The 18,783-nt window shown below is 70.2% G+C and carries 17 protein-coding genes and 1 pseudogene; 7 read left to right on the top strand and 11 right to left on the bottom strand.

Features of this window, described 5'->3' with window-relative positions; genetic code table 11:
* Positions 1–105: 105 nt before the first annotated feature.
* Both ACIBI5_RS44665 and ACIBI5_RS44670 read right to left on the bottom strand, forming a co-directional pair.
* Positions 106–1,047, bottom strand: coding sequence for a YihY/virulence factor BrkB family protein (locus ACIBI5_RS44665; RefSeq protein WP_397256447.1), 942 nt, complete (start codon positions 1,045–1,047; stop codon positions 106–108).
* A gap of 134 nt (positions 1,048–1,181) precedes the next feature.
* On the bottom strand, positions 1,182–2,375 hold the full coding sequence (locus ACIBI5_RS44670; RefSeq protein WP_397256449.1) for an amidohydrolase family protein: 1,194 nt from the start codon (positions 2,373–2,375) through the stop codon (positions 1,182–1,184).
* 62 nt (positions 2,376–2,437) lie between these two features.
* Between ACIBI5_RS44670 and ACIBI5_RS44675 the strand changes: the two genes are divergently transcribed.
* On the top strand, positions 2,438–2,944 hold the full coding sequence (locus ACIBI5_RS44675; RefSeq protein WP_397256451.1) for a MarR family winged helix-turn-helix transcriptional regulator: 507 nt from the start codon (positions 2,438–2,440) through the stop codon (positions 2,942–2,944).
* Here ACIBI5_RS44675 and ACIBI5_RS44680 read toward each other — a convergent pair.
* Entirely contained in the window at positions 2,941–3,867 is a 927-nt protein-coding gene (locus tag ACIBI5_RS44680; protein WP_397256453.1) for a GlxA family transcriptional regulator, read from the bottom strand. The two genes, ACIBI5_RS44675 and ACIBI5_RS44680, sit on opposite strands and share 4 nt — an antisense overlap.
* A 74-nt stretch (positions 3,868–3,941) precedes the next feature.
* Here ACIBI5_RS44680 and ACIBI5_RS44685 point away from each other — a divergent pair, with 74 nt between their 5' ends.
* Complete coding sequence (locus tag ACIBI5_RS44685) at positions 3,942–4,538, top strand: MBL fold metallo-hydrolase (RefSeq protein WP_397256454.1); 597 nt, start codon at positions 3,942–3,944, stop codon at positions 4,536–4,538.
* A gap of 239 nt (positions 4,539–4,777) precedes the next feature.
* On the opposite strand, the pseudogene ACIBI5_RS44690 reads toward ACIBI5_RS44685, so the two are convergent.
* The 3 genes and pseudogenes from ACIBI5_RS44690 to ACIBI5_RS44700 all read right to left on the bottom strand — a co-directional run.
* Positions 4,778–5,725, bottom strand: a pseudogene (locus tag ACIBI5_RS44690) (ATP-binding protein); the annotation flags it as partial.
* Positions 5,726–6,119: 394 nt separating this feature from the next.
* Positions 6,120–7,124 carry a tryptophan--tRNA ligase gene (gene trpS, locus ACIBI5_RS44695; protein WP_397256456.1) on the bottom strand — a complete coding sequence of 335 codons (1,005 nt, stop codon included), beginning with the start codon at positions 7,122–7,124 and terminating at the stop codon, positions 6,120–6,122.
* 14 nt (positions 7,125–7,138) lie between these two features.
* Positions 7,139–8,455, bottom strand: coding sequence for a hemolysin family protein (locus ACIBI5_RS44700; protein ID WP_397256458.1), 1,317 nt, complete (start codon positions 8,453–8,455; stop codon positions 7,139–7,141).
* An 86-nt stretch (positions 8,456–8,541) separates the two neighbouring features.
* Here ACIBI5_RS44700 and galE point away from each other — a divergent pair, with 86 nt between their 5' ends.
* Complete coding sequence (gene galE, locus ACIBI5_RS44705; protein WP_397256460.1) at positions 8,542–9,489, top strand: UDP-glucose 4-epimerase GalE; 948 nt, start codon at positions 8,542–8,544, stop codon at positions 9,487–9,489.
* 68 nt (positions 9,490–9,557) lie between these two features.
* Positions 9,558–9,680, top strand: coding sequence for a hypothetical protein (locus tag ACIBI5_RS44710; RefSeq protein ID WP_397256462.1), 123 nt, complete (start codon positions 9,558–9,560; stop codon positions 9,678–9,680).
* Here ACIBI5_RS44710 and ACIBI5_RS44715 read toward each other — a convergent pair.
* From ACIBI5_RS44715 to ACIBI5_RS44725, 3 genes are all read right to left on the bottom strand, one after another.
* Positions 9,670–10,470, bottom strand: coding sequence for a hypothetical protein (locus ACIBI5_RS44715; RefSeq protein ID WP_397256464.1), 801 nt, complete (start codon positions 10,468–10,470; stop codon positions 9,670–9,672). The two genes, ACIBI5_RS44710 and ACIBI5_RS44715, sit on opposite strands and share 11 nt — an antisense overlap.
* A 129-nt stretch (positions 10,471–10,599) precedes the next feature.
* Positions 10,600–11,574, bottom strand: a complete 975-nt coding sequence (locus ACIBI5_RS44720) for a malate dehydrogenase (RefSeq protein WP_397256466.1) — start codon at positions 11,572–11,574, stop codon at positions 10,600–10,602.
* Positions 11,575–11,628: 54 nt separating this feature from the next.
* Entirely contained in the window at positions 11,629–13,593 is a 1,965-nt protein-coding gene (locus tag ACIBI5_RS44725; protein WP_397256468.1) for a transporter substrate-binding domain-containing protein, read from the bottom strand.
* A 135-nt stretch (positions 13,594–13,728) separates the two neighbouring features.
* Between ACIBI5_RS44725 and ACIBI5_RS44730 the strand changes: the two genes are divergently transcribed.
* On the top strand, positions 13,729–14,844 hold the full coding sequence (locus ACIBI5_RS44730) for a saccharopine dehydrogenase family protein (protein ID WP_397256469.1): 1,116 nt from the start codon (positions 13,729–13,731) through the stop codon (positions 14,842–14,844).
* Here the strand turns inward: ACIBI5_RS44730 and ACIBI5_RS44735 are convergent.
* The gene (locus ACIBI5_RS44735; protein WP_397256470.1) at positions 14,841–15,338 is read right to left on the bottom strand and encodes a hypothetical protein; all 498 of its coding nucleotides are present in this window, start codon (positions 15,336–15,338) and stop codon (positions 14,841–14,843) included. The two genes, ACIBI5_RS44730 and ACIBI5_RS44735, sit on opposite strands and share 4 nt — an antisense overlap.
* Positions 15,339–15,427: 89 nt before the next feature.
* On the opposite strand from ACIBI5_RS44735, the gene ACIBI5_RS44740 reads away from it, so the two are divergent.
* On the top strand, positions 15,428–16,816 hold the full coding sequence (locus ACIBI5_RS44740; protein WP_397256471.1) for a hypothetical protein: 1,389 nt from the start codon (positions 15,428–15,430) through the stop codon (positions 16,814–16,816).
* Entirely contained in the window at positions 16,813–17,748 is a 936-nt protein-coding gene (locus ACIBI5_RS44745) for a hypothetical protein (RefSeq protein ID WP_397256474.1), read from the top strand. Before ACIBI5_RS44740 ends, ACIBI5_RS44745 begins: the two co-directional genes overlap by 4 nt.
* Here ACIBI5_RS44745 and ACIBI5_RS44750 read toward each other — a convergent pair.
* Positions 17,745–18,770 (bottom strand): polysaccharide deacetylase family protein, encoded by a 1,026-nt coding sequence (locus tag ACIBI5_RS44750; protein ID WP_397256476.1) that lies wholly within the window; start codon positions 18,768–18,770, stop codon positions 17,745–17,747. The two genes, ACIBI5_RS44745 and ACIBI5_RS44750, sit on opposite strands and share 4 nt — an antisense overlap.
* Positions 18,771–18,783: the final 13 nt, after the last annotated feature.

Here is an 18,783-nt window from a genome sequence, read left to right on the forward strand (position 1 = left end):
TGGGTGAAGTCAGCAACTCCACTACGCCGGAGGTCTTCTTCATGATCAATCAATCATGGCCACGTGTCATCAAGATCATGGCCAAGTACACCTAGCGCGTGCTCCTCATGCCTGCCCGCCGTTGCCGTTCGACGGCAGCGGGGTGGGCGAGGGCGGCGGGGCGAAGCCGGTGGTGGCGGTCCAGGCCGCGACGTACAGGACCAGCCGGGCGGAGAAGTTGATCCAGATCAGCAGCCCGACCAGCACCGCGAACGTGCCGTAGACCGGGTTGCTCAGCGTGTGGCTCAGCAGCAGCGTGGCCAGCTGCTTGAGCAGCCCGAAGCCGATCGCGCCCAGCAGCGCGCCCTGGGCGATCGCCTTGAACGGCCTGGTCGGGCGCGCCACCCAGCCCAGGAAGATCACGAACAGCAGCCAGTCGGCGGCCACGCTGGCCAGCAGCCCGACCAGCCACACCGAACCCGTCGCCGCCGGATCGTCGTGCTGGAAGCCCAGCCACGCGGTGACCTTGCTGGTCGCCGAGGAGGTGAGTACGGCCACGCCGGCCGACACCAGCATGGTCACGCCGATCAGCAGCAGCGAGCTCAGGTCGCGCAGCTTGCCGAGGAAGAAGTTCAGCGGCGCGGCCGTGGTCATCGACATCTCCCGCAGCGCCCCGCGCAGCGCGTCGATGGCGCCGAGCCCGGCATACAGCAGGCCCAGCAGGCCGATGATCCCGGCGGTGGCCTTGGACTGGGCGATGTCCTCCAGGTTCAGCGCGGGGGCCAGTCCGGGCAACTGTTCGGCGATCACCTGCTTGAGCGCCAGTTCCAACTCGGGACTGACCGACAGGACGTAGCCGAACACCGCGTAGGCCAGCGCCATCAGCGGGAAGAACGACAGGAACGCGAAGTACGTGACCGCTCCGGCCAGCCGGTCGCCGAACTGCAGCTGGTAACGCTGGACCGTCCTGATCAGATGGTCGGCCCCCGGCCGCCGTATCCTCCAGTGGTCCACGATCCGCATCGCGCGCTCGCGCCAGGTCGCGGCCTTCTCGATCAGGTTCGCCATCGCTCGGGAAACTCCAGCGCGTTCCGGTGGTCCTCCAAGGCGACTGCCCCGGTGACGGTCGTTGTACCGGCCGCGGACCCGGCGATCAAGTGTGGCACCGCCCCGAGCCGCCCGGGGAGCAGGCCACGCCGGGCTCAGGCGGGGATCAGCGCTCCCGCGCGCTTCACCACCCGGCCGGCGACCAGGACGGTCTCGACCGCGCTGGTGTCGGCGTTGAGCACGATCGCGCCGATGGGGTCGCGGGTCCCGGCCATGCCCGGGGTGTCGGTGCGCAACAGGACGACGTCGGCCTGCTTGCCCGGAGTCAGCGAACCGACGCTGTCGGCGAGCCCCACCGTGCGCGCACCGCCCATCGTCGCCATCCGCAGCACGTCGCGGGTGGTGAAGGCCATGTTGCCCAGGCCGCGTTCCATCGCGAAGGCCGCGCGCATCAGACTGAACATGTCGCCCGGCCCGCAGCTCACCGTGTCGGCGCTGAGCGAGACCGGTACTCCGGCCGCGGCCGCCCGGCCGGTGATCGGGTAGCCGATGCCCAGCGTCAGCTCGTCGATCGGCGAGATCGAGACGCTCCCGCCGGTGTCGGCGATGAGCTTCAGGTCGTCGCCGGCGTAGTCGACGCCGTGGATGTAGGTGGTGGGACGCTCCAGCAGGCCGTTGCCGTGCAGGAACGCCAGGGCTCGCCGGGCGCTGTCGGCGCCCTGGCTCCCGGCGTGGACGGTCACCGGGAGGTCGAGGTCGCGGGCGAGCCGCCACTCCCACAGGGCGCGTTCCTCTCCGGCGATCTCCGGGCCGAGGGCGGCGATCGCCATGGTCAGCCGGCCTGGCGTGCGGAAGTGGGTGTCGCGCACGCGGCGCGCCTCGTCACCCGGGTCCTGGGGGTTGTAGCCGAGGACGGCTCTGATGCCCGATTCCTGGAGCGCGGCGACGAGGGCGTCGGCGTGCTCAGGGGTGTGCGCCACCTGTGTCCAGTCGAGCAGTGTGGTCACTCCGGCGTCGAGGCATTCGCGGGCCCCGGCCAGGTTGGCCGCGTGCACGTCGTCGGGGGTGAGCGAGGGGGCGAGTTCGCCGAGGACCGTGCGGAAGTAGCCCTGGATGTCGTCGTCGGCCACCACCGCGCGGTAGGCGGCCTGCCAGGTGTGGCGGTGGCTGTCCACGAAGCCCGGCAGCACCAGGCGGCCGGTGGCGTCGACGACCTCCGCGTCCTCGGCGCTCAGGTTCTGGCCGACCGCCGCGATGGTCTCCCCTTCGACGAGCACGTCCAGCTCGCCGAGGACGGTGGCGGCGGGGTCGGTGTCGATGACGGTCCCGTTCTTGATCAGGGTTCTCATGACCAAGAGCCTATCGAGAAAGCTTTTAGAAAAGCAATATGGCGAGAGGTATCCTCGATCGCGTGGAACACGACGAGGTCGACGCGCTGGCCGCCCGCTGGACGGCGGCGGGCATGGCGCCCTCCCTCATCGCGGGGCTCGAGCTCAGCAAGCGGGTGGCGCGGATCGACGTGCTGTTCGAGCAGGCGCTCAAGGGGGAGCTGGCCGCGCTCGGGCTCACCTACGCCGAGTTCGACGTGCTGGCCGCCCTTGCCCGTACGGCTCCGCCGTACCGGATGAAGCCCAGTGAGCTGGCCCGATCGCTGATGCTCACCTCGGGCGGGACCAGCAACGTGCTCCAGCGACTGACCACGGCCGGATACGTCGAGCGCTCCGCCGACGACGGCGACGGGCGCAGCCGGTGGGTGCAGCTCACCCCCGAGGGGCTGAAGGTCGCCATCGCGGCGCTGGACACGGCCGTGCGCGCCAACACCGACGTGCTGGCCGGGGTGCCGGAGCCCGTGGTCCGCCAGGCGGCCGACGCGCTGCGCGAGGTCCTGCTGATCATCGGCAGGCGGCGGGTGCGCTAGCCGGACCAGGTCCTGCGGTACGCGCGGGGCGAGACCTTGCGGCGGTCCACGAACCGCTCCCTGAGCAGGGCGGCGGAGCCGTATCCGGTCCTTCTGGCGATCTCCTCGATCGGCAGGGTGGTGGTGACCAGCAGTTCCTCGGCCAGGTCGAGGCGCTGCGCCTGCAACCACGCGTGCGGCGAACCGCCCGTCGCCGCCTTGAACCGCCGCGCGAACGTCCTCCGGCTCATCAACGCCCTCGCTGCCAGCTCGTCGATCGACAACCGCCGGTCCAGGTGCCCGCGGGCCCAGCCGAGCACTCCGGCCAGGCGTTCGTCCTCGCCGTCGGCGGGGACCGGGGCGGACACGTACTGCGCCTGCCCGCCCTCCCGGTGCGGCGGCGTCACCATCTCCCTGGCGATCGCGTTGGCCCTGGCCGGGCCGTGCTCGCGCCGGATCAGATGGAGTCCCAGATCGATGCCCGCCGCGGCGCCCGCCCCCGTGAGCACCCGCCCCTCGTCCACATACAGTTCATCGGCCGTGATCCTGACCCCCGGATGCCGCGCGGCCAGTTCCTCCGCGAACCGCCAGTGCGTGGTGGCCCGCCGCCCGTCCAGCAGCCCGGCGGCGGCCAGCCCGAAGACACCGACGCAGTGGGCCGCCACGATCGCCCCACGCTCATGCGCCGCCCTGAAGGCGTCGGCCACCGCCTCCGGCGGCGGCGTACGGAAGGCGTCGCCCGGCAGCGACAGCACCAGATCGGCAGCGGCCAGCCGTTCCAGCCCATGCTCGACAGGCAGCCGCAACCCGAGATCGGTCCGCACGGGCCCCGGCCGCGCGCCGCAGACCGCGAAGTCGAACCCGCCGAACAACTCGCCCACGACGCCCAGCCCGAGCGCCGTCACCCCGTCCGGCGCATAGGCCGCAACCGTCGCAAATCCCATAGATGGCATAAATACCGCTATAGGCGGCATATTGGCCACTTTTCCGCCCTCGACCATCCCGGCACGCTGGCTCCATGAACACCGAAGCACCCCGCGAACGCACCGCCGTCCACCACATCCTGCACGTCGGCTACACGACCTCGACCGGCCCCGGCGTCGCCGCCACCGTCTCCTACATCACCGACGGCGACCTGCGCATCGTGTTCGACCCCGGCATGGTGGCCGACCCGTCCGCCATCACCAAGCCGCTCGCCGACCTCGGTCTCAGCCCCGCCGACATCACCGACGTCATCCTCAGCCACCACCACCCCGACAACATCATGAACGCCGGCCTGTTCCCCCACGCCCGCATCCACGACCACAAGGCCGTCTACCAGGGCCACACCTGGCACGACCGCGACCCCGACGGCCACGAACTGACCCCCTCCCTGAAGCTCCTGGCCACGCCCGGCCACAGCGCCGAGGACATCACCCTTCTCGCGGGTACGGCCGGCGGCGTCGTGGCCTTCGCCGGCGACCTGTGGTGGCGCCCCGACGGACCGGCCGAGGACCCGGTGGCGCCGGACCGGGAACAACTGCGCGCCAGCCGGGAACGAGTGCTGGCGGCGGCGGACACGATCGTCCCCGGGCACGGAGGACCGTTCCCGTCCTCGCCGGATGTTGTGCGGTGAGGCTTGGGGAACGGGTTCAGTGGTGCGGGGATCTAGCCGCTCCTCAAGCTGGCAGCATGCGGCGCCCGAGCGGTCCAAAGAGCGGAGATAGGCAGGCAGGCCATGCCGTCACCGAAGCTGAGCGACTCCTGACCGCCGTAGAGGACGAACCCCGCCCGCATGCGACCTCCCAACCGCCGTTTGAGCAGGCGCAATCCGCTGAAGTCATCGCTTCGCACGGTCTCCGCCGCTTTGACTTCGACACCGACGATCTCGCCGGCATTGTTCTCGATGATGCCGTCGACCTCGTGCTGATCCCGATCCCGGTAGTGGAACAGTCGCGCCGCGGTCTCGGACCAGGTGAGTTGCTTGCCGATCTCGCTCAACACGAAGTTCTCGACCAGGCCGCCGACGGCCGCGTCCCCTGTGGCTCCGCCCATCAGATACGCGGCCAGGCCGGAGTCCACGAAGGTGACCTTGGGCGTGGCGACCATGCGCCCGGCCGCCCCCGCCGGCCAGGCAGGGATGCGCCGGACGAGGTAGACGGTCTCCAGGATGTCCACGTAGCGGCGGATGGTGGGCGCGGACACGCCGAGCTCGTTGGCCAGCCGGTTGCCGCTGAGCAGGCCACCCGTCTGTCCCGCGAGCAGCGAGAGCAGCTTGCGCATGTCCCCGGCACGTTCGATGTCCGCCACCTGTTTCACATCGCGGGAGATGAGGTCCGCGGTGTACCCCTCGAAGAAGCGCGCCCGCCGACGGGCCGCAGGCCTCTTGATCGCTTCCGGATAGCCGCCCCGGGTCGCCCTTTCCACGTAGTCCTTGCGCCGGAGCCCCACAGATTCGACCCGTAGGTCGCTTCCCAAAGCGAACGCGGCATCGACGAATCCGTCCTCGTCGCCGTCGATCTCCCCTTGCGACAACGGCCAGAGCTCCACCGTCTCCGACCTGCCCGGCAGAGAGTCCGGCAGGCTGCTCAGCGCGAGCAACCTGGCGGAACCCGTGAGAAGGAACCGCCCGACGCGCGGATCTCTGTCAACCACATGCTTGATCGCGAGCCAGAGATCGGGGACACGCTGCACCTCGTCGATGAGCATGAGGCCGTCATGGCGAACAAAACGCACAGGGTCATCCGCCGCGGCCGCTCGGTTGACCGGGTCGTCGAGGCTGTAGCGCCCGACATTCAATCTGCCGTGCCACTGGCTTTCCATCTGCCGTAAGGGTGGCTTTCTATCTGCCGCCCTGTGAGCCTTCGATCCGCAAGAGCTCGCCCCAGCAGACGCTCCGCGATGGATGGCACCTATGCGAGGTGACGCGAAGCCAGGACACGAGGAGCATTCCGCCTGACACTCACCATGGGGGTCCGGAACAAGCCGCCCCGCAAGCCAGCTACCACCTGCGGACCCAAGAGATGAGTCGTCCGGTCAGTCGCTGCCGAGGTTGGTCATACAACCCACCTGACCTGCCCGCCCACCCGGTCCCGGACTCCGCCCAGCGCAAGGCGCAAGCGTCCAAGGGGACGCGCGAGCACCTTGTTGCCCGGGGCGGGATCCAACTGGCTGACCACCTAGCCGGGCAACGGGTGGGCCTCAGAAAGGCTCCTTTTCAGGGGGTGGGGAGGAAGCCGACGCGGTCTCGGACTTGGGCCATGGTCTGCTGGGCCACCTCGCGTGCCCTGCCTGCTCCGATGGCCAGCAGCCGGTCCAGTTCCGCCTCGTCGGACAGCAGCTTCTCCGTACGTTCCCTGATCGGGGTGAAGGTCTCCACCACCGTCTCGGCCACTTCCTTCTTGAACGTGCCGTACCCCTGCCCGTCGAACCGGGCGACCAGCTCGGCGATCGACGTCCCCGTCAAAGCCGAGTGAATCCGCAAAAGGTTGGAAATGCCGGGCTTGTTCTCCTCGTCGAAGGCGATCTCGCTGCCCGTGTCCGTGACCGCTCGCATCACCTTCTTGCGAAGCGGCCCCGGCTGCTCCAGCACGTCCAGGATGCCCGCGGGGCTGGAGGACGACTTCGACATCTTCGCCGTCGGCTCCTGGAGGTCGGTGATCTTCTCGACCTCCTTGAGGATGTGCGGGGCCGGGAGCGTGAACGTGTCGCCGTAGCGGTGGTTGAAGCGCTGGGCCAGGTCGCGCGTCAACTCCAGGTGCTGCTTCTGGTCGGCGCCGACCGGAACGCTGTTGGCCTGGTACAGAAGGATGTCCGCGGCCTGCAGGATCGGGTACGTGAACAGGCCCACGCTGGCCGCGCTCTCGCCGAACTTCGCCGACTTGTCCTTGAACTGGGTCATCCGGGCCGCCTCGCCCATCCCGGTCAGGCAGTTGAGCACCCAGGCGAGCTCCGTGTGCTCGCGTACGTGCGACTGCACGAAGACGGTGCTGCGCTCAGGGTCGAGACCCGCGGCGAACAGCTGGGCCGCGGCCACCCGCGTACGGCGGCGCAGCGCGGCGGCCTCGGTCGGCACGGTGATGGCGTGCAGGTCCACCACGCAGTAGAAGGCATCGTGGGTCTCCTGCAACGTCACCCACTGGCGGACGGCGCCCAGGTAGTTGCCCAGGTGGAAGGAGTCCGCCGTGGGCTGGATGCCGGAGAGTACACGAGGTCTGGCCATAGCTGGCAATTGTGTCAGGTATCCCCACCCGCCTGCGACTCGATCAGGCCGGGTCGGCGTTTCACCCTGACCCGGGAGATTCTCCGGCCGTCCAGGTCGGTGACGGTGAACTCGAAGCCGGGGATCTCCACCTTCTCCCCCGCCGCCGGTACGTGACCGAGCATGGCCATGACGAAGCCGCCGAGCGTCTCGTACGGGCCGTCCGGCAGCCGGATGCCGGTCTGGGCGCCGAAGTCGTTGAGGTTGGTGAGGCCGTCGATCTCGATCTCACCGGCGGGCAGGATGACCGTGTCGTCTTCGATGTCGTACTCGTCCCTGATGTCGCCGATCAGCTCTTCGACCAGGTCTTCCAGGGTGACGATCCCGGCGGTGCCGCCGTACTCGTCCACGACGATGGCCAGGTGGTGTCCTTCGTCGCGCATCTCCGACAGTGTGCTCAGCACTCGTTTCGAGGAGGGCACCAGCTTGACCGGGCGGATGGGCACCAACTCGCTGATGGGTTCGATCCGGCCGGTGAGGACGGGGTCGAGCAGGTCGCGTACGTGGACGAAGCCCAGGATCTCATCGTAGGACTCGCGGAAGACCGGGAAACGGGAGTGTGGCAGCGCCGCCACCAGGACGGCCGCCTCGGCCAGCGGCGTGTCGGCCTCCATGAACTCCACCTCGGTCCGCGGCAGCATCACCTCACGCAACTGCCGCTTGCCCGCGGCGAACACCTCGGCGATCAGGTTGCGTTCGTCGGTGGTCAGGTCGCTGTGGCCGACGACCATGTCCCGGAGTTCCTCGGTGGTCATCTGCTCGCGGTCGGCGTCGGGGTTGCCGCCGAGCAGCTTCATCACGCCGTCGGTCGACTTGGACAGCATCCAGATGATCGGCCGCGACAGGGTCGCGATCCAGTCCAGGAACGGCGCGACCACGAGCGACAGCCCCTCGGCCCGCTGCCTGGCCAGCCGTTTGGGCGCCAGTTCGCCGAGCACGAGCGAGACGTAGGAGATCGCCAGCGTCACCAGCACGAGGGCCAGCGCGGGCGCCACGGCCTCGGGCACGCCCCACTCCCGCAGCTTGGGCCCGAGGGCCGCGCCGAGCCGGTCGGCGCCGAACGCGGCCGACAGCATCGTGGCGACGGTGACGCCGATCTGGACGGCGGACAGGAAGCGGTTGGGATCGCGGGCGAGCTTGGCCACCCGCTCGCCACGCCGTCCCTTTTGGGCAAGTTTGCGAACCTGGCTCTCCCGCAGGGAGACCATCGCCATCTCGGCGGCCGCGAAGAAGCCGCCCACGAGAATGAAGAGCAGGACCAGGGCGACGTTGGCCGCGACGGTGTCAAACATGGTGGTTGGCAGCGTACTCGGCGACTTTCCCGCGTATGCTGAACGGCGAGCCGTACAAAATCCAACATATTTCACCAGGAGTGCACATGAGACTGTTGGTCACCGGAGGTGCCGGATATGTCGGCAGCGTCGTGGCGGCCCAGCTGGTCGAGGCGGGCCATGAGGTGACCGTGCTCGACGATCTCTCCACAGGACACCGGGACGCGGTTCCCGGTGGCGCCCGGTTCATCCAGGCGGACATCGCCGACGCCCATGACGCGCTGGAGAATCAGGAGGCGGTGCTGCACTTCGCGGCCAAGTCCCTGGTCGGCGAGTCGGTGGAGAAGCCCGAACTCTACTGGCGGCACAACCTCGGCGGCACGCTCGCCCTGCTGGAGGCCATGCACGCCCGGGACGTGCGCCGCATCGTGTTCTCCTCCACCGCCGCCACGTACGGCGAGCCGATCAACGACCAGATCCTGGAGACCGACCCGCCCCGCCCGACCAACCCCTATGGCGAGACCAAGCTGGCCGTCGACATGACCCTGACCGCCTTCGCCGCCCTGCGCGGCCTGGGCGCGGTGAGCCTGCGCTACTTCAACGTGGGCGGCGCCTACGGCACGCTGCGCGAACGCCACGCCGTCGAGACCCACCTGATCCCCAACGTGCTCAAGGTCGCCACCGGCGAGCGCGCGGAGATCCAGGTGTTCGGCACCGACTACGCCACCCCCGACGGCACCTGCGTACGCGACTACATCCACGTCTCCGACCTGGCCAGGGCGCACCTGCTGGCGCTGGAGGCGGCCACGGAGGGCGAGCACAAGATCTACAACCTCGGCAGCGGCACCGGCTTCTCGGTCAAGGAGGTCATCGACGTCTGCCGCGAGGTGACCGGCCACGCGATCCCGGAGAAGCTCGGCGCGCGCCGTCCGGGCGACCCCGCGGTCCTCGTGGCCTCCTCGGAGAAGATCCGCGCCGAACTGGGCTGGAAGGCGGAGCGGACGGACCTGCCGTCCATCGTCTCGGACGCCTGGAGTGCGCTTTCCCGCATATGAGCCATAGCCCTGCGGGATATGTGCTGTGATACCGAAATGTGAGGATGCTTTCACCTAGAGTGCTCTTCGTGGCACTCGTCGCAGGTGGCTGCACGCTGGCCGCGGCCGGGGTGGTGTTCGCGACGTCGCCACCGCCCCCGGCCCCCGCCCCGCCTCCCAAATGCCACCTGCACGAACAACTCACGCCGTGACGCGCAGCCGGGCCCGGTTGTCGGAGGGCCGCCGGTCGCCGAGGCGGCTGGACCACACGCCGGCGCTGGCGTTGACCGGCCGCCTGGGCGCCCTGAGCGTGAGCCGTACCCGCAGGCGCTCGTCGGGACCGACGGCCCGCAGCCGGCACGCCACGAACCCCAGCTGGGCCCGGCAGCGCGCGCCGAGCGCCGACACCAGCCTGGCGCGGCCCGTCCTGAGATAGACGCGGGCGTCCCTGACCATGTGCGGGCCCCGGTTGCGCACCAGCGCGGTCATCGCGAACCTGCCGCCGCGCGCCCGGCCGGACAGGCGCAGGCTCAGGTCGGCGCCCTCGTCCACGTCGGTCGAAACGGTGGCGGCGTTGTCGCTCTCGTCGTCGTCGCGCACCTCGGAGGTGAGCGTGGCCGCCGCCTTCAGCGGGCCCCGCGCGTCCGGCCGGACGATGCCGGTGATCGTGACCCCGCCGGTGCCGCCCGCCCGGATGTCCATGGGCGAGGTGCACACCACCTCGGCCGCGCTCACGCCCCGTGCGCAGGTCGCCACGTCGACGCTGACGACCTCGACGCCCGCGGGCAGCGTCACCTTGAGCACGGGCAGCACGGCGTCACCGGGCCCGGCGTTGCCGACCTCTGCCCGGTAGATGATGGGTTGTCCCGGCTGGGCCACACCCGGCCGGGCGGTCAGCCGTACGGAAAGATCGGCGGCGCCCCATCCCGGCCCCGCGTGGGCGAGTCCCGGAACGCCCGCCAGCATGACTCCCATGAACCCGGCGAGCATTTTGCGCCGCATGTCCGACCCCCCGTGCAGTACGCCTCAATTGAACGTGCTGACCCGGGTGATCATCATCGCGACACGCGGTAGCCGTACCGAAAGCGAAAGGCGCGCGCCCGGACGGACGCGCGCCTTCGGTGGAGACGCTCAGATGAGGCCGAGGCCCTTGACGGCGTCGCGCTCCTCGGCGAGCTCGCGCACGGAGGCATCGATGCGCTCGCGGGAGAAGGCGTCGATCTCCAGGCCCTGGATGATCTCCCACTCGCCGCCCGCGGCGCGGACCGGGAAGGAGGAGATGAGGCCCTCCGGCACGTCGTAGGAGCCGTCGGAGACGATCGCGGCGGAGGTCCAGCCGGTGCCGTTGACCCAGTCGTAGACGTGGTCGATCGCGGCGTTGGCGGCGCTCGCGGCGCTGGAGGCGCCACGGGCCTCGATGATCGCGGCGCCGCGCTTGGCGACGGTCGGGATGAAGGTGTCCTTCAGCCACTCGTGGTCGACCTGCTCGGCCGCGACCTTGCCGCCGACCTCGGCGTGGAAGAGGTCGGGGTACTGCGTGGCCGAGTGGTTGCCCCAGATGGTCATCTTCTTGATCTCGGTGACCGGGACCTGGAGCTTGGCGGCCAGCTGCGACAGCGCGCGGTTGTGGTCGAGGCGGGTCATCGCGGTGAAGCGCTCGGCCGGGACGTCCGGGGCGTTCTGCTGGGCGATGAGCGCGTTGGTGTTGGCCGGGTTGCCCACGACCAGGACCTTGATGTCGTCGGCCGCGTGGTCGTTGATCGCCTTGCCCTGCGGGCCGAAGATGCCGCCGTTGGCCTCGAGCAGGTCGCCGCGCTCCATGCCCGCCTTACGCGGCATGGCGCCGACCAGCAGGGCGACGTTGGCGCCGTTGAAGGCGACGTTGGGGTCGTCGGTGATCTCGATGCCCGACAGCAGCGGGAACGCGCAGTCGTCGAGCTCCATCGCGGTGCCCTCGGCCGCCTTCACCGCCTGCGGGATCTCCAGCAGGCTCAGCTTCACCGGAACGTCGGCGCCGAGCAGCTGCCCCGACGCGATGCGGAACAGCAGCGCGTAGCCGATCTGACCGGCGGCACCGGTGACGGTTACCTTGACGGGCGTGGCCATGGCCTTCCCCTAACTCGCAGGATGAATCATTGACTTTCGGATGTTACCCGGTCGTCATCCGCAGGGTTCCATCTCGGTCGGGTTCAGCTGCGGTTTGAAATCCACGTTTCCGAAATGCCTGCTCACGAGCTTCTTGATGGTGCCGTCGCGCTGAAGCTCGGCGATGACCCCCGAAACGGCCTTGCACGTCCTGGCGTCGCCGTTCTCCATGCCGACGGCGTAGCGCTGGCTGCTGAGCCGGGCGCCGAGCACGGCGAAGCGCATGCTCGCCTCCCGGTCGGCGAACCCCGCCAGCAGCAGATCCTCGCCGGGGACCGCGTCGACCTTGCCGCTCTTCAGCATGTCCATGCACTGGGCGTAGTGGTCGGCGGGTATGGGCGTCACCTCGACCCGCTCCTGCACGCTGCGCACGGACGGGCTGGGGGGCGCGCAGAGGTTCATGCCCTTGAGGTCGGCCAGCTTCTTGGCGGTGCCCGCCCGGACCAGCACGTCGTGGTGGGCGACGTAGTACGGGCCGGCGAACAGCACCTCCTCGTCGCGGTCGATGGAGTAGGTGGCGACCACGAGGTCCACCTTGCCGGTGTCCAGGGCGGTCGCCCGGTCGAAGCGGCCGACCTGCGCGTACTTCACGTCCTTGGCGCCCAGCGCCTTGGCGATCAGGCCGGCCAGGTCCACGTCGAAACCCTGGAACGACCCGCCCTGGCCCAGGCTGATGCCCGGCAGGTCGCCCTTGACGCCGATGGTGAGCTTCCCGGTCTTGGCGATCTTGTCCATCACGGAGGTGAACGGGCCCGGCTGGGGCGGCGTGTTCCCGCCGTTCACCGACTCCGACGGCTGCGCGCCGAAGGCCACCGGCCAGTCGTTGAGCACCGCCAGCACCGCGGCGGCGGCCAGCACCACCAGCGCCACGACCACCGCGATCCAGCGCCCCGGGCCACGCCGCCGTACCTGCGGCTTCCTGGGCGGCACCGTCTCCTGCATCGGGGGCCGGTCCGGCAGGCTCGTACGCACCGGCTCCGGTACGGCCGGCGGCGGCTGCGTGCCGTGGCCGGGCGGAGTATGGCCGGGCGGAGCGGGCGCCCCGGACTCGCCCTGCTCGGCGGGCTTGCGCGCGTCGGCCAGCGTGGTGCGTACCCGGGTGAACGGCGTGGTGTCGTCACTGGCCACCTCGGCGCCCCTGGACAGCACCGCGGTGGAGGCGCCGGCGGTCTCCGGCTGACCCAGCAGCCGCAGCAGCAACTGGTCGGCCGTGGGCCGCGCCTGCGAGTCCTTGGCCAGCGCCGAGGCGACCACCCCGCGCAGCGGCTCGGGCATCGCGCTGACGTCGACCTCGTGGTTGAGGATGCGGTTGAGCACCACCGCGATCGAGCTGCCCTCGAAGACGGTGACGCCGGTGGCGGCGAAGGCGATCGTCGCGCCCCAGGAGAACACGTCGGTGTAGGGGCCGACGTCGTCGCCGGCGATCTGCTCCGGCGCCATGTAGGCGGGCGTGCCGATGGCGCGGCTGGTGATCGTGCCGGTGGAGTCGATGATGCGGGCGATGCCGAAGTCGACCACCCTGGGGCCGTCGGCGGCGATCAGCACGTTGTCCGGCTTGAAGTCGCGGTGCACGATCGAGGCGTGGTGGATCGCGGTCAGCGCGGTGGCGGTGCCGATGGCCAGCCGGTCGAGGGCGGTGCCGCGCATCGGGCCGTCGTTCTCGATGACCTCGCGCAGCGGCAGGCCGTCGATGTACTCGCTGGCGATGTAGGGCGTGTTGCCGTCGAGGTCGGCTTCCAGGACGCGGGCCGTACAAAAGGAGGCGACCCTTTCGGCCGCCTTGAGTTCCCGCGCGAAACGGGATCTGGCGATGGTGTCACCGCTGAACTTGATGTGCAGGAGCTTGATCGCCGCCCGCTCACCCTGCTCGTTGACACCCAGGTAGACGATGCCCTGCCCGCCCTCGCCCACGCGTCCGGTCAGCTGGAACGAGCCCAGCTGATCGGGATCGCCGGCGACGAGCGGCGCGATCTGCGGCATTGACCATCCCCACGTGTATACAAATCCCAACGAGGCAAACTTTACGACGCTCATGAAGCTCTCAGGGAACCGTTAACCGTTCGTGACGTCGCGAACGGCCTTCTCCACGGCCGACTGGAATGACATTCTGTCGCCATGCATGACATCGTCCTCTTCGGCGCCACCGGTTACACCGGAAAGCTCATCGCCCGCTATCTGGCCGGGATCGAGGGCCTCGGCTGGGCGGTCGCCGGCCGTGACCGGGACAGGCTGGAGGCGCTCGGCCACGGCGTGCCCGTCCTGGTCGCCGACGTGGACGACGCCGCCTCGATCGCCGCGCTGGCCCGCCAGTCGCGCGTGGTCATCACCACCGTCGGCCCCTACCTCCGCTACGGCGAGCCGCTCGTCGCGGCCTGCGCGGAGGCCGGGACCCACTACGTCGACCTGACCGGCGAGCCGGAGTTCGTGGACCGCATGTACCTGCGCCACCACGAGCGGGCCGCGGCCTCGGGGGCGAAGATCGTGCACGCCTGCGGTTTCGACTCCATCCCCTACGACCTCGGCGTCCTCTACACGGTCGGCCGGCTGCCGGAAGGCGTGCCGCTCAAGGTCAGCGCTTTCCTGCGGGGCGGCGGGCGGCCGTCGGGCGGGACGTTCCACTCGGCGGTGACCTCGATGTCGCGGGCGCGGCAGATGGCCGAGACGGGCCTGCGCCGCCGCGCCGCGGAGCCCCGTCCAAGCGGGCGTTCCGTGGACGTGCTGCCCGGCCTGCCGAGGTTCGTGGGCGGGTACGCCCTGCCGATGCCCACCATCGACCCGCAGATCGTGGGCCGCTCCGCCTGGGCGCTCGACCGCTACGGCCCGGACTTCACCTACCGCCAGTACATGACCGTGCGCCGCCTGCCCGGCGCGCTGGCCCTGGCCGGTGGCGCGACGGCCCTCGGGATGCTCGCCCAGCTCGGCCCCACGCGGGAATGGCTCCTGAACCGCCTCAAGCCGGGCGAGGGCCCCACTCCGGAGGAGCGGGCCAAGAGCTGGTTCAAGCTGACGTTCCTCGGCGAAGGCGGCGGCGCCCGCGTGGTCACGGAGGTCGCCGGACGCGATCCGGGGTACGGCGGGACCGCCGTGATGATCGCCGAGGCCGCGCTGTGCCTGGCCTTCGACGACACACCCCAGGTGGCGGGCCAGGTGACGACGGCCGCGGCGATGGGCGGCCCGCTCATCGAACGGCTGAGCCGCACGAAAGCGCTCACCTTCTCGGTGCGCTCCTAACAGCCCGGCTCCCCGAACATCTCGTTCCACCGGCTGAGCACGGCGTCTTCTTCCTCGCTCGCGGCCACCTGCGCGCTGCCCCACCAGGCCGACACGTCGAGGATCACCGGAGCCGCCGCCGCCTCCAGGCAGGAGGTGTATTCGACGAGAACGCCGACCTGGACGCTGCCGCCCGCGGGCACGACCCGTGGCAGCGCGGCGCCGACGATCCTGACGTGCTCCGCCCGCACACCCGCTCCGGTCAGGGTGATCGGGTAGGGGGCTTCGTTGGTGAAGGTATGGGTCATGGCGTCGATACGCCCGTGGACCCGGCCCAGTTCGTCGCGGACGAGCATGCCTCTCGCCGTGCTGCCCTCGTGGTAGGTGATCCTCGGGGTCAGCCCCCAGCCGAGGGCGAGAAGCAGCGTCAGGGCGATGCCGATCATGACCGGCCGTCGAGCGCGCACGGCCGCCGCCGACGGGTTGAGACGGTCCCACACCTCATTCGGAATCACGCCGGTATTCTGCTAGTTTTCCGGGCTATGACGAAAGTCCACCATTGCTGATACTTACAGCCATTGGTGTTTTAGCCGTCATCGCTGGATTGGCACTCAGCGCGCGATCCCTTCCCCCCGTCACCCTGGATCGTTTCGCCAGGCGCCACCGGCTGACGATCACGCCCTACAACGGCGACGACACCATCGCCTACCTGCGCGCGGTCCGCTCGTGGCGGGGCGCGGGACTGGCCGCGGGCGGCGCCCTTTCCCTCTTCTTCCTGGGAAACGTGAATTTCCCCTTCTTGCTGTACGGGTGGCTCGCCGGCGTGCTCGTCTCCGAAATTCAGCTCGCCGCCACCCGGCCGCGATTCTTCGGAGAACGGCTCCGCCTCACGCCGCGGGCGCTCACCATCGGCTGGCGGTTGTCCGCGCTCCTGTGCTGGGGCGTCCTGGCGGTGCTCGTGGTCAGGTCGTTCTTCCGGGAGATGGAGATGCCCGATCGGATCTGGGTGGCGATTCCGGCTTTCGTGCTGCTGGCCGTACATCTGGTGCTGAGAGACCTGCACCGGCGCGCGGTGCCCGCTGGGACCAGCGACCTGGTCGGCGCCGAGTTCGCCGCCCGGAAGAGCTCGGCCAGGACGCTGATGGCCTTCGGGATCGCGGCGGCGCTCTGGCCCGCCTTCGGCTTCATCTCCGCCGAACTGCCGATGCCCGTGCGGCCGGTGACGCTCGCCCCGGTCGCGGTCCCGGACCCGGTCCGGTTCGCCAGGATCGTGGGTGAACCCGTCAGATGGGTGCTCTCTCCGGAGACCAACCGGGAAGCGACGTTCGGCGAGGCCGACCCGCGCGGACCCCTCGCGCTCAGCGGTGACGGCCACCACCTGATCTACCGTCAGCTCGGCACGGGCAAGCTCGTCCACCGCGACCTGCGCAGGACCGACGTCCGCGAGATCGCCGGCACCGGCGAGATCCTGCTCTCCCACGACGGCGCCTACGCCACGGTCGGCACCACGCTCGTCCACACGCCCACCGGATCGGCCACGCCCCTGCCCGGAGCGGCCCGCGTGATCGGCATCGGCGGCGGCCGGATCGTCGCGACCACCGGCCGCCGCACCCTGCCGGGCGCGCTCACCACCGAACTCGTCACCTTCGACCCGCAGGGCAAGGTCGTGTCCCGCGCGCCCTTCGACCCCTCCCTCGACGTACGGCTCTCGCCCGACGGCAGGACACTCGCCGTCGTCACCTCCGCCGACGTGCTGACCATGGACCCGGCCACCGCCGAAGTGCTGACCCGCGAGCCGCTGAAACTCCCCGGCCCCGGCTACGAGCTCGCCCTGCTGGGATGGTCCGCTGACGGCCGGCTGCTGCTGCGCGCCGACATGGAGGAGCCCCACGTGTCCGGCCACTACCTGGTCGACCCGCTGACCGGCACGGCGCGGCGCCTGGAGGAGTGGCCGGAACCCGGCCAGATCGTGGCCGCGGGGAGAATCACGTGATCCGCAGAGGGCTGGCCGCCGGCGTGCTCGTGATCGCGGCGTGGGTCGTGCTTCCCGTCTGGCAGCCGCAGGATCAGGGCCCGCCGATGGCCAGGAGCATGCCCGGCGTCACCGCCACCCTGCCCCCCGCCACCGAGCTCAGGGGCCCGGCCCCCGCACCCATGCGCTACGCCTACCAGCCGGAATGCCCCGACCAGAGCGGTCCCTGCCTGCGGTGGCATCTGGTCTCCACGGGCGGCGAGCAGTGGTGGCTGCCCGGCGCGAGCGGGGAGGACACGTTCGTGCTCAGCGACGACGGCACCCGCGCCGCCTACTGGCGTGGCAAGGGATACGTCCTGCACGATCTGATGACCGGCACGGTCACGCCGCTGCCGGTGAGGGGCGAGCAGGAGCCGATCTTCTCCCTCGACGGCCGCCATCTGGCCGTCGGGCGCGAGGTCGCCGACCTGGCCACGGGCCGCGTACACCGGCTGAACGGCGAGGCGCGCGGCTGGACGTCCAGCGGCGTGATCACCTCCACGCTGAAGCCCGACGACCGCACCCCGGGGCAGGTCAGCGTCACCTTCTTCACCGTCAGCTCGCCCGAGGGCAGGAGGCTGCGCAGGTTCACCGCCCCCGGCGACCTGTCCTCCGACGGCGTCCTGTCACCCTCGGGCCGCCAGTTCGCCACGTTGACGAGGGAGGTGACGCCCACGTCCGTGACCACGACGAGCATCCTGATCAGCAGGGAGCGCTCCGTGGCCCCGCGCCTGCCCACGGGCTGGACGATCACCGCGATCCTGCGCTGGACCGGCGAGGACACCCTCCTGGTACGGCTGCGCGGCCCCCTGAGCCGCATCGCCTACAACATCGTCGACCTGACCACCGGCCGCCCGCTCCCCGGAGGCGTCGAGGAGCGGGGCCTGTCCACGGTCATCGGCCGCCTGGACTAGTACGGCAGCGCCCGCGCGGTGAAGTTCTTGCGCAGGAACGGCGCCTTGAACTTGGGAAAGGCCACCGTCTCGACGTCACCGTCGGAGGTGAAGCGCATGTCCGGGTTGTTCTTGAGCCAGTCCAGCCAGGCCGTCGAGCAGAACTGGGAGCAGTCGCCCTTCTTGTCCATCGCCTTGATCCGCGGGATCCCGAGCGGGTCGAACGTCTTGGTGTAGGGCGCCGGCGCGGGCGTGTACCCGGCCAGGAAGACGCCGCTGTGGTTGTAGGGCCCGTCACTGCCCTTGCCGCGCAGCGCCCACTCCTTCTTGCGCGGCTGGCTCCCGTACGGCAGGGCCAGCGTCACCGGGTCCTGCGAGGCGAGCGAGTGCACCTGCTGCCGGATGGCGGCGATCTGCTCGGCCACCTCCTTCTGCGAGCGGGTGCCGAGGTTGACGTGGTCGAGCGTGTGGTTGCCGATGTCGAAGCCGTTGTCCTTGAGCCAGAGCAGCGTCTGCGCCTGCTCCTCCTTCAGGGACTTGCCGAACATGTCGCGGGTGACGTAGAAGGTCGCCACGGGACGGAAGCCGGGGTTCTTCGCCGCCACGTCCTGCAGGATGGCGACCGCCGTGTCGGCCCTGGGGACGCCGAGGTCGTCCAGGGCGAGCTGGGAGGGCGAGGAGTCGTCGAAGGTGAGCACCACGGGGTGCTTGCCGGCGGGGATGCCGATCTTCCCGGTCGCGTACTCGGCCGCGGTGACGGGCACGTAGCCGTCGCGCACCAGCCGTTCCAGGTCGGCGCGGAACTTCTCCGGCGTCCTGTCGTCGTCGGAGCCGGGGTTCTTCACGATCCGGTGGTACATGAGCACCGGGACCTGGCCCAGTTCGTTGGCCTTGACCTTGGCCGCGGCGGCGGCTTTGGCCTGCTTGGCCTGCTGCACCTTCATGGCCGCGTCGGCTTTGCTGACCGTCTGCACGGCCGGCTGCGAGCCGCAACCGCCGACGATCGCGCCCACCGCGACCAACCCGAGAACACCCAGACGCATCGGGAACCTCCCT

This window comes from Nonomuraea sp. NPDC050540, assembly GCF_044457485.1.
Taxonomy (GTDB): domain Bacteria; phylum Actinomycetota; class Actinomycetes; order Streptosporangiales; family Streptosporangiaceae; genus Nonomuraea.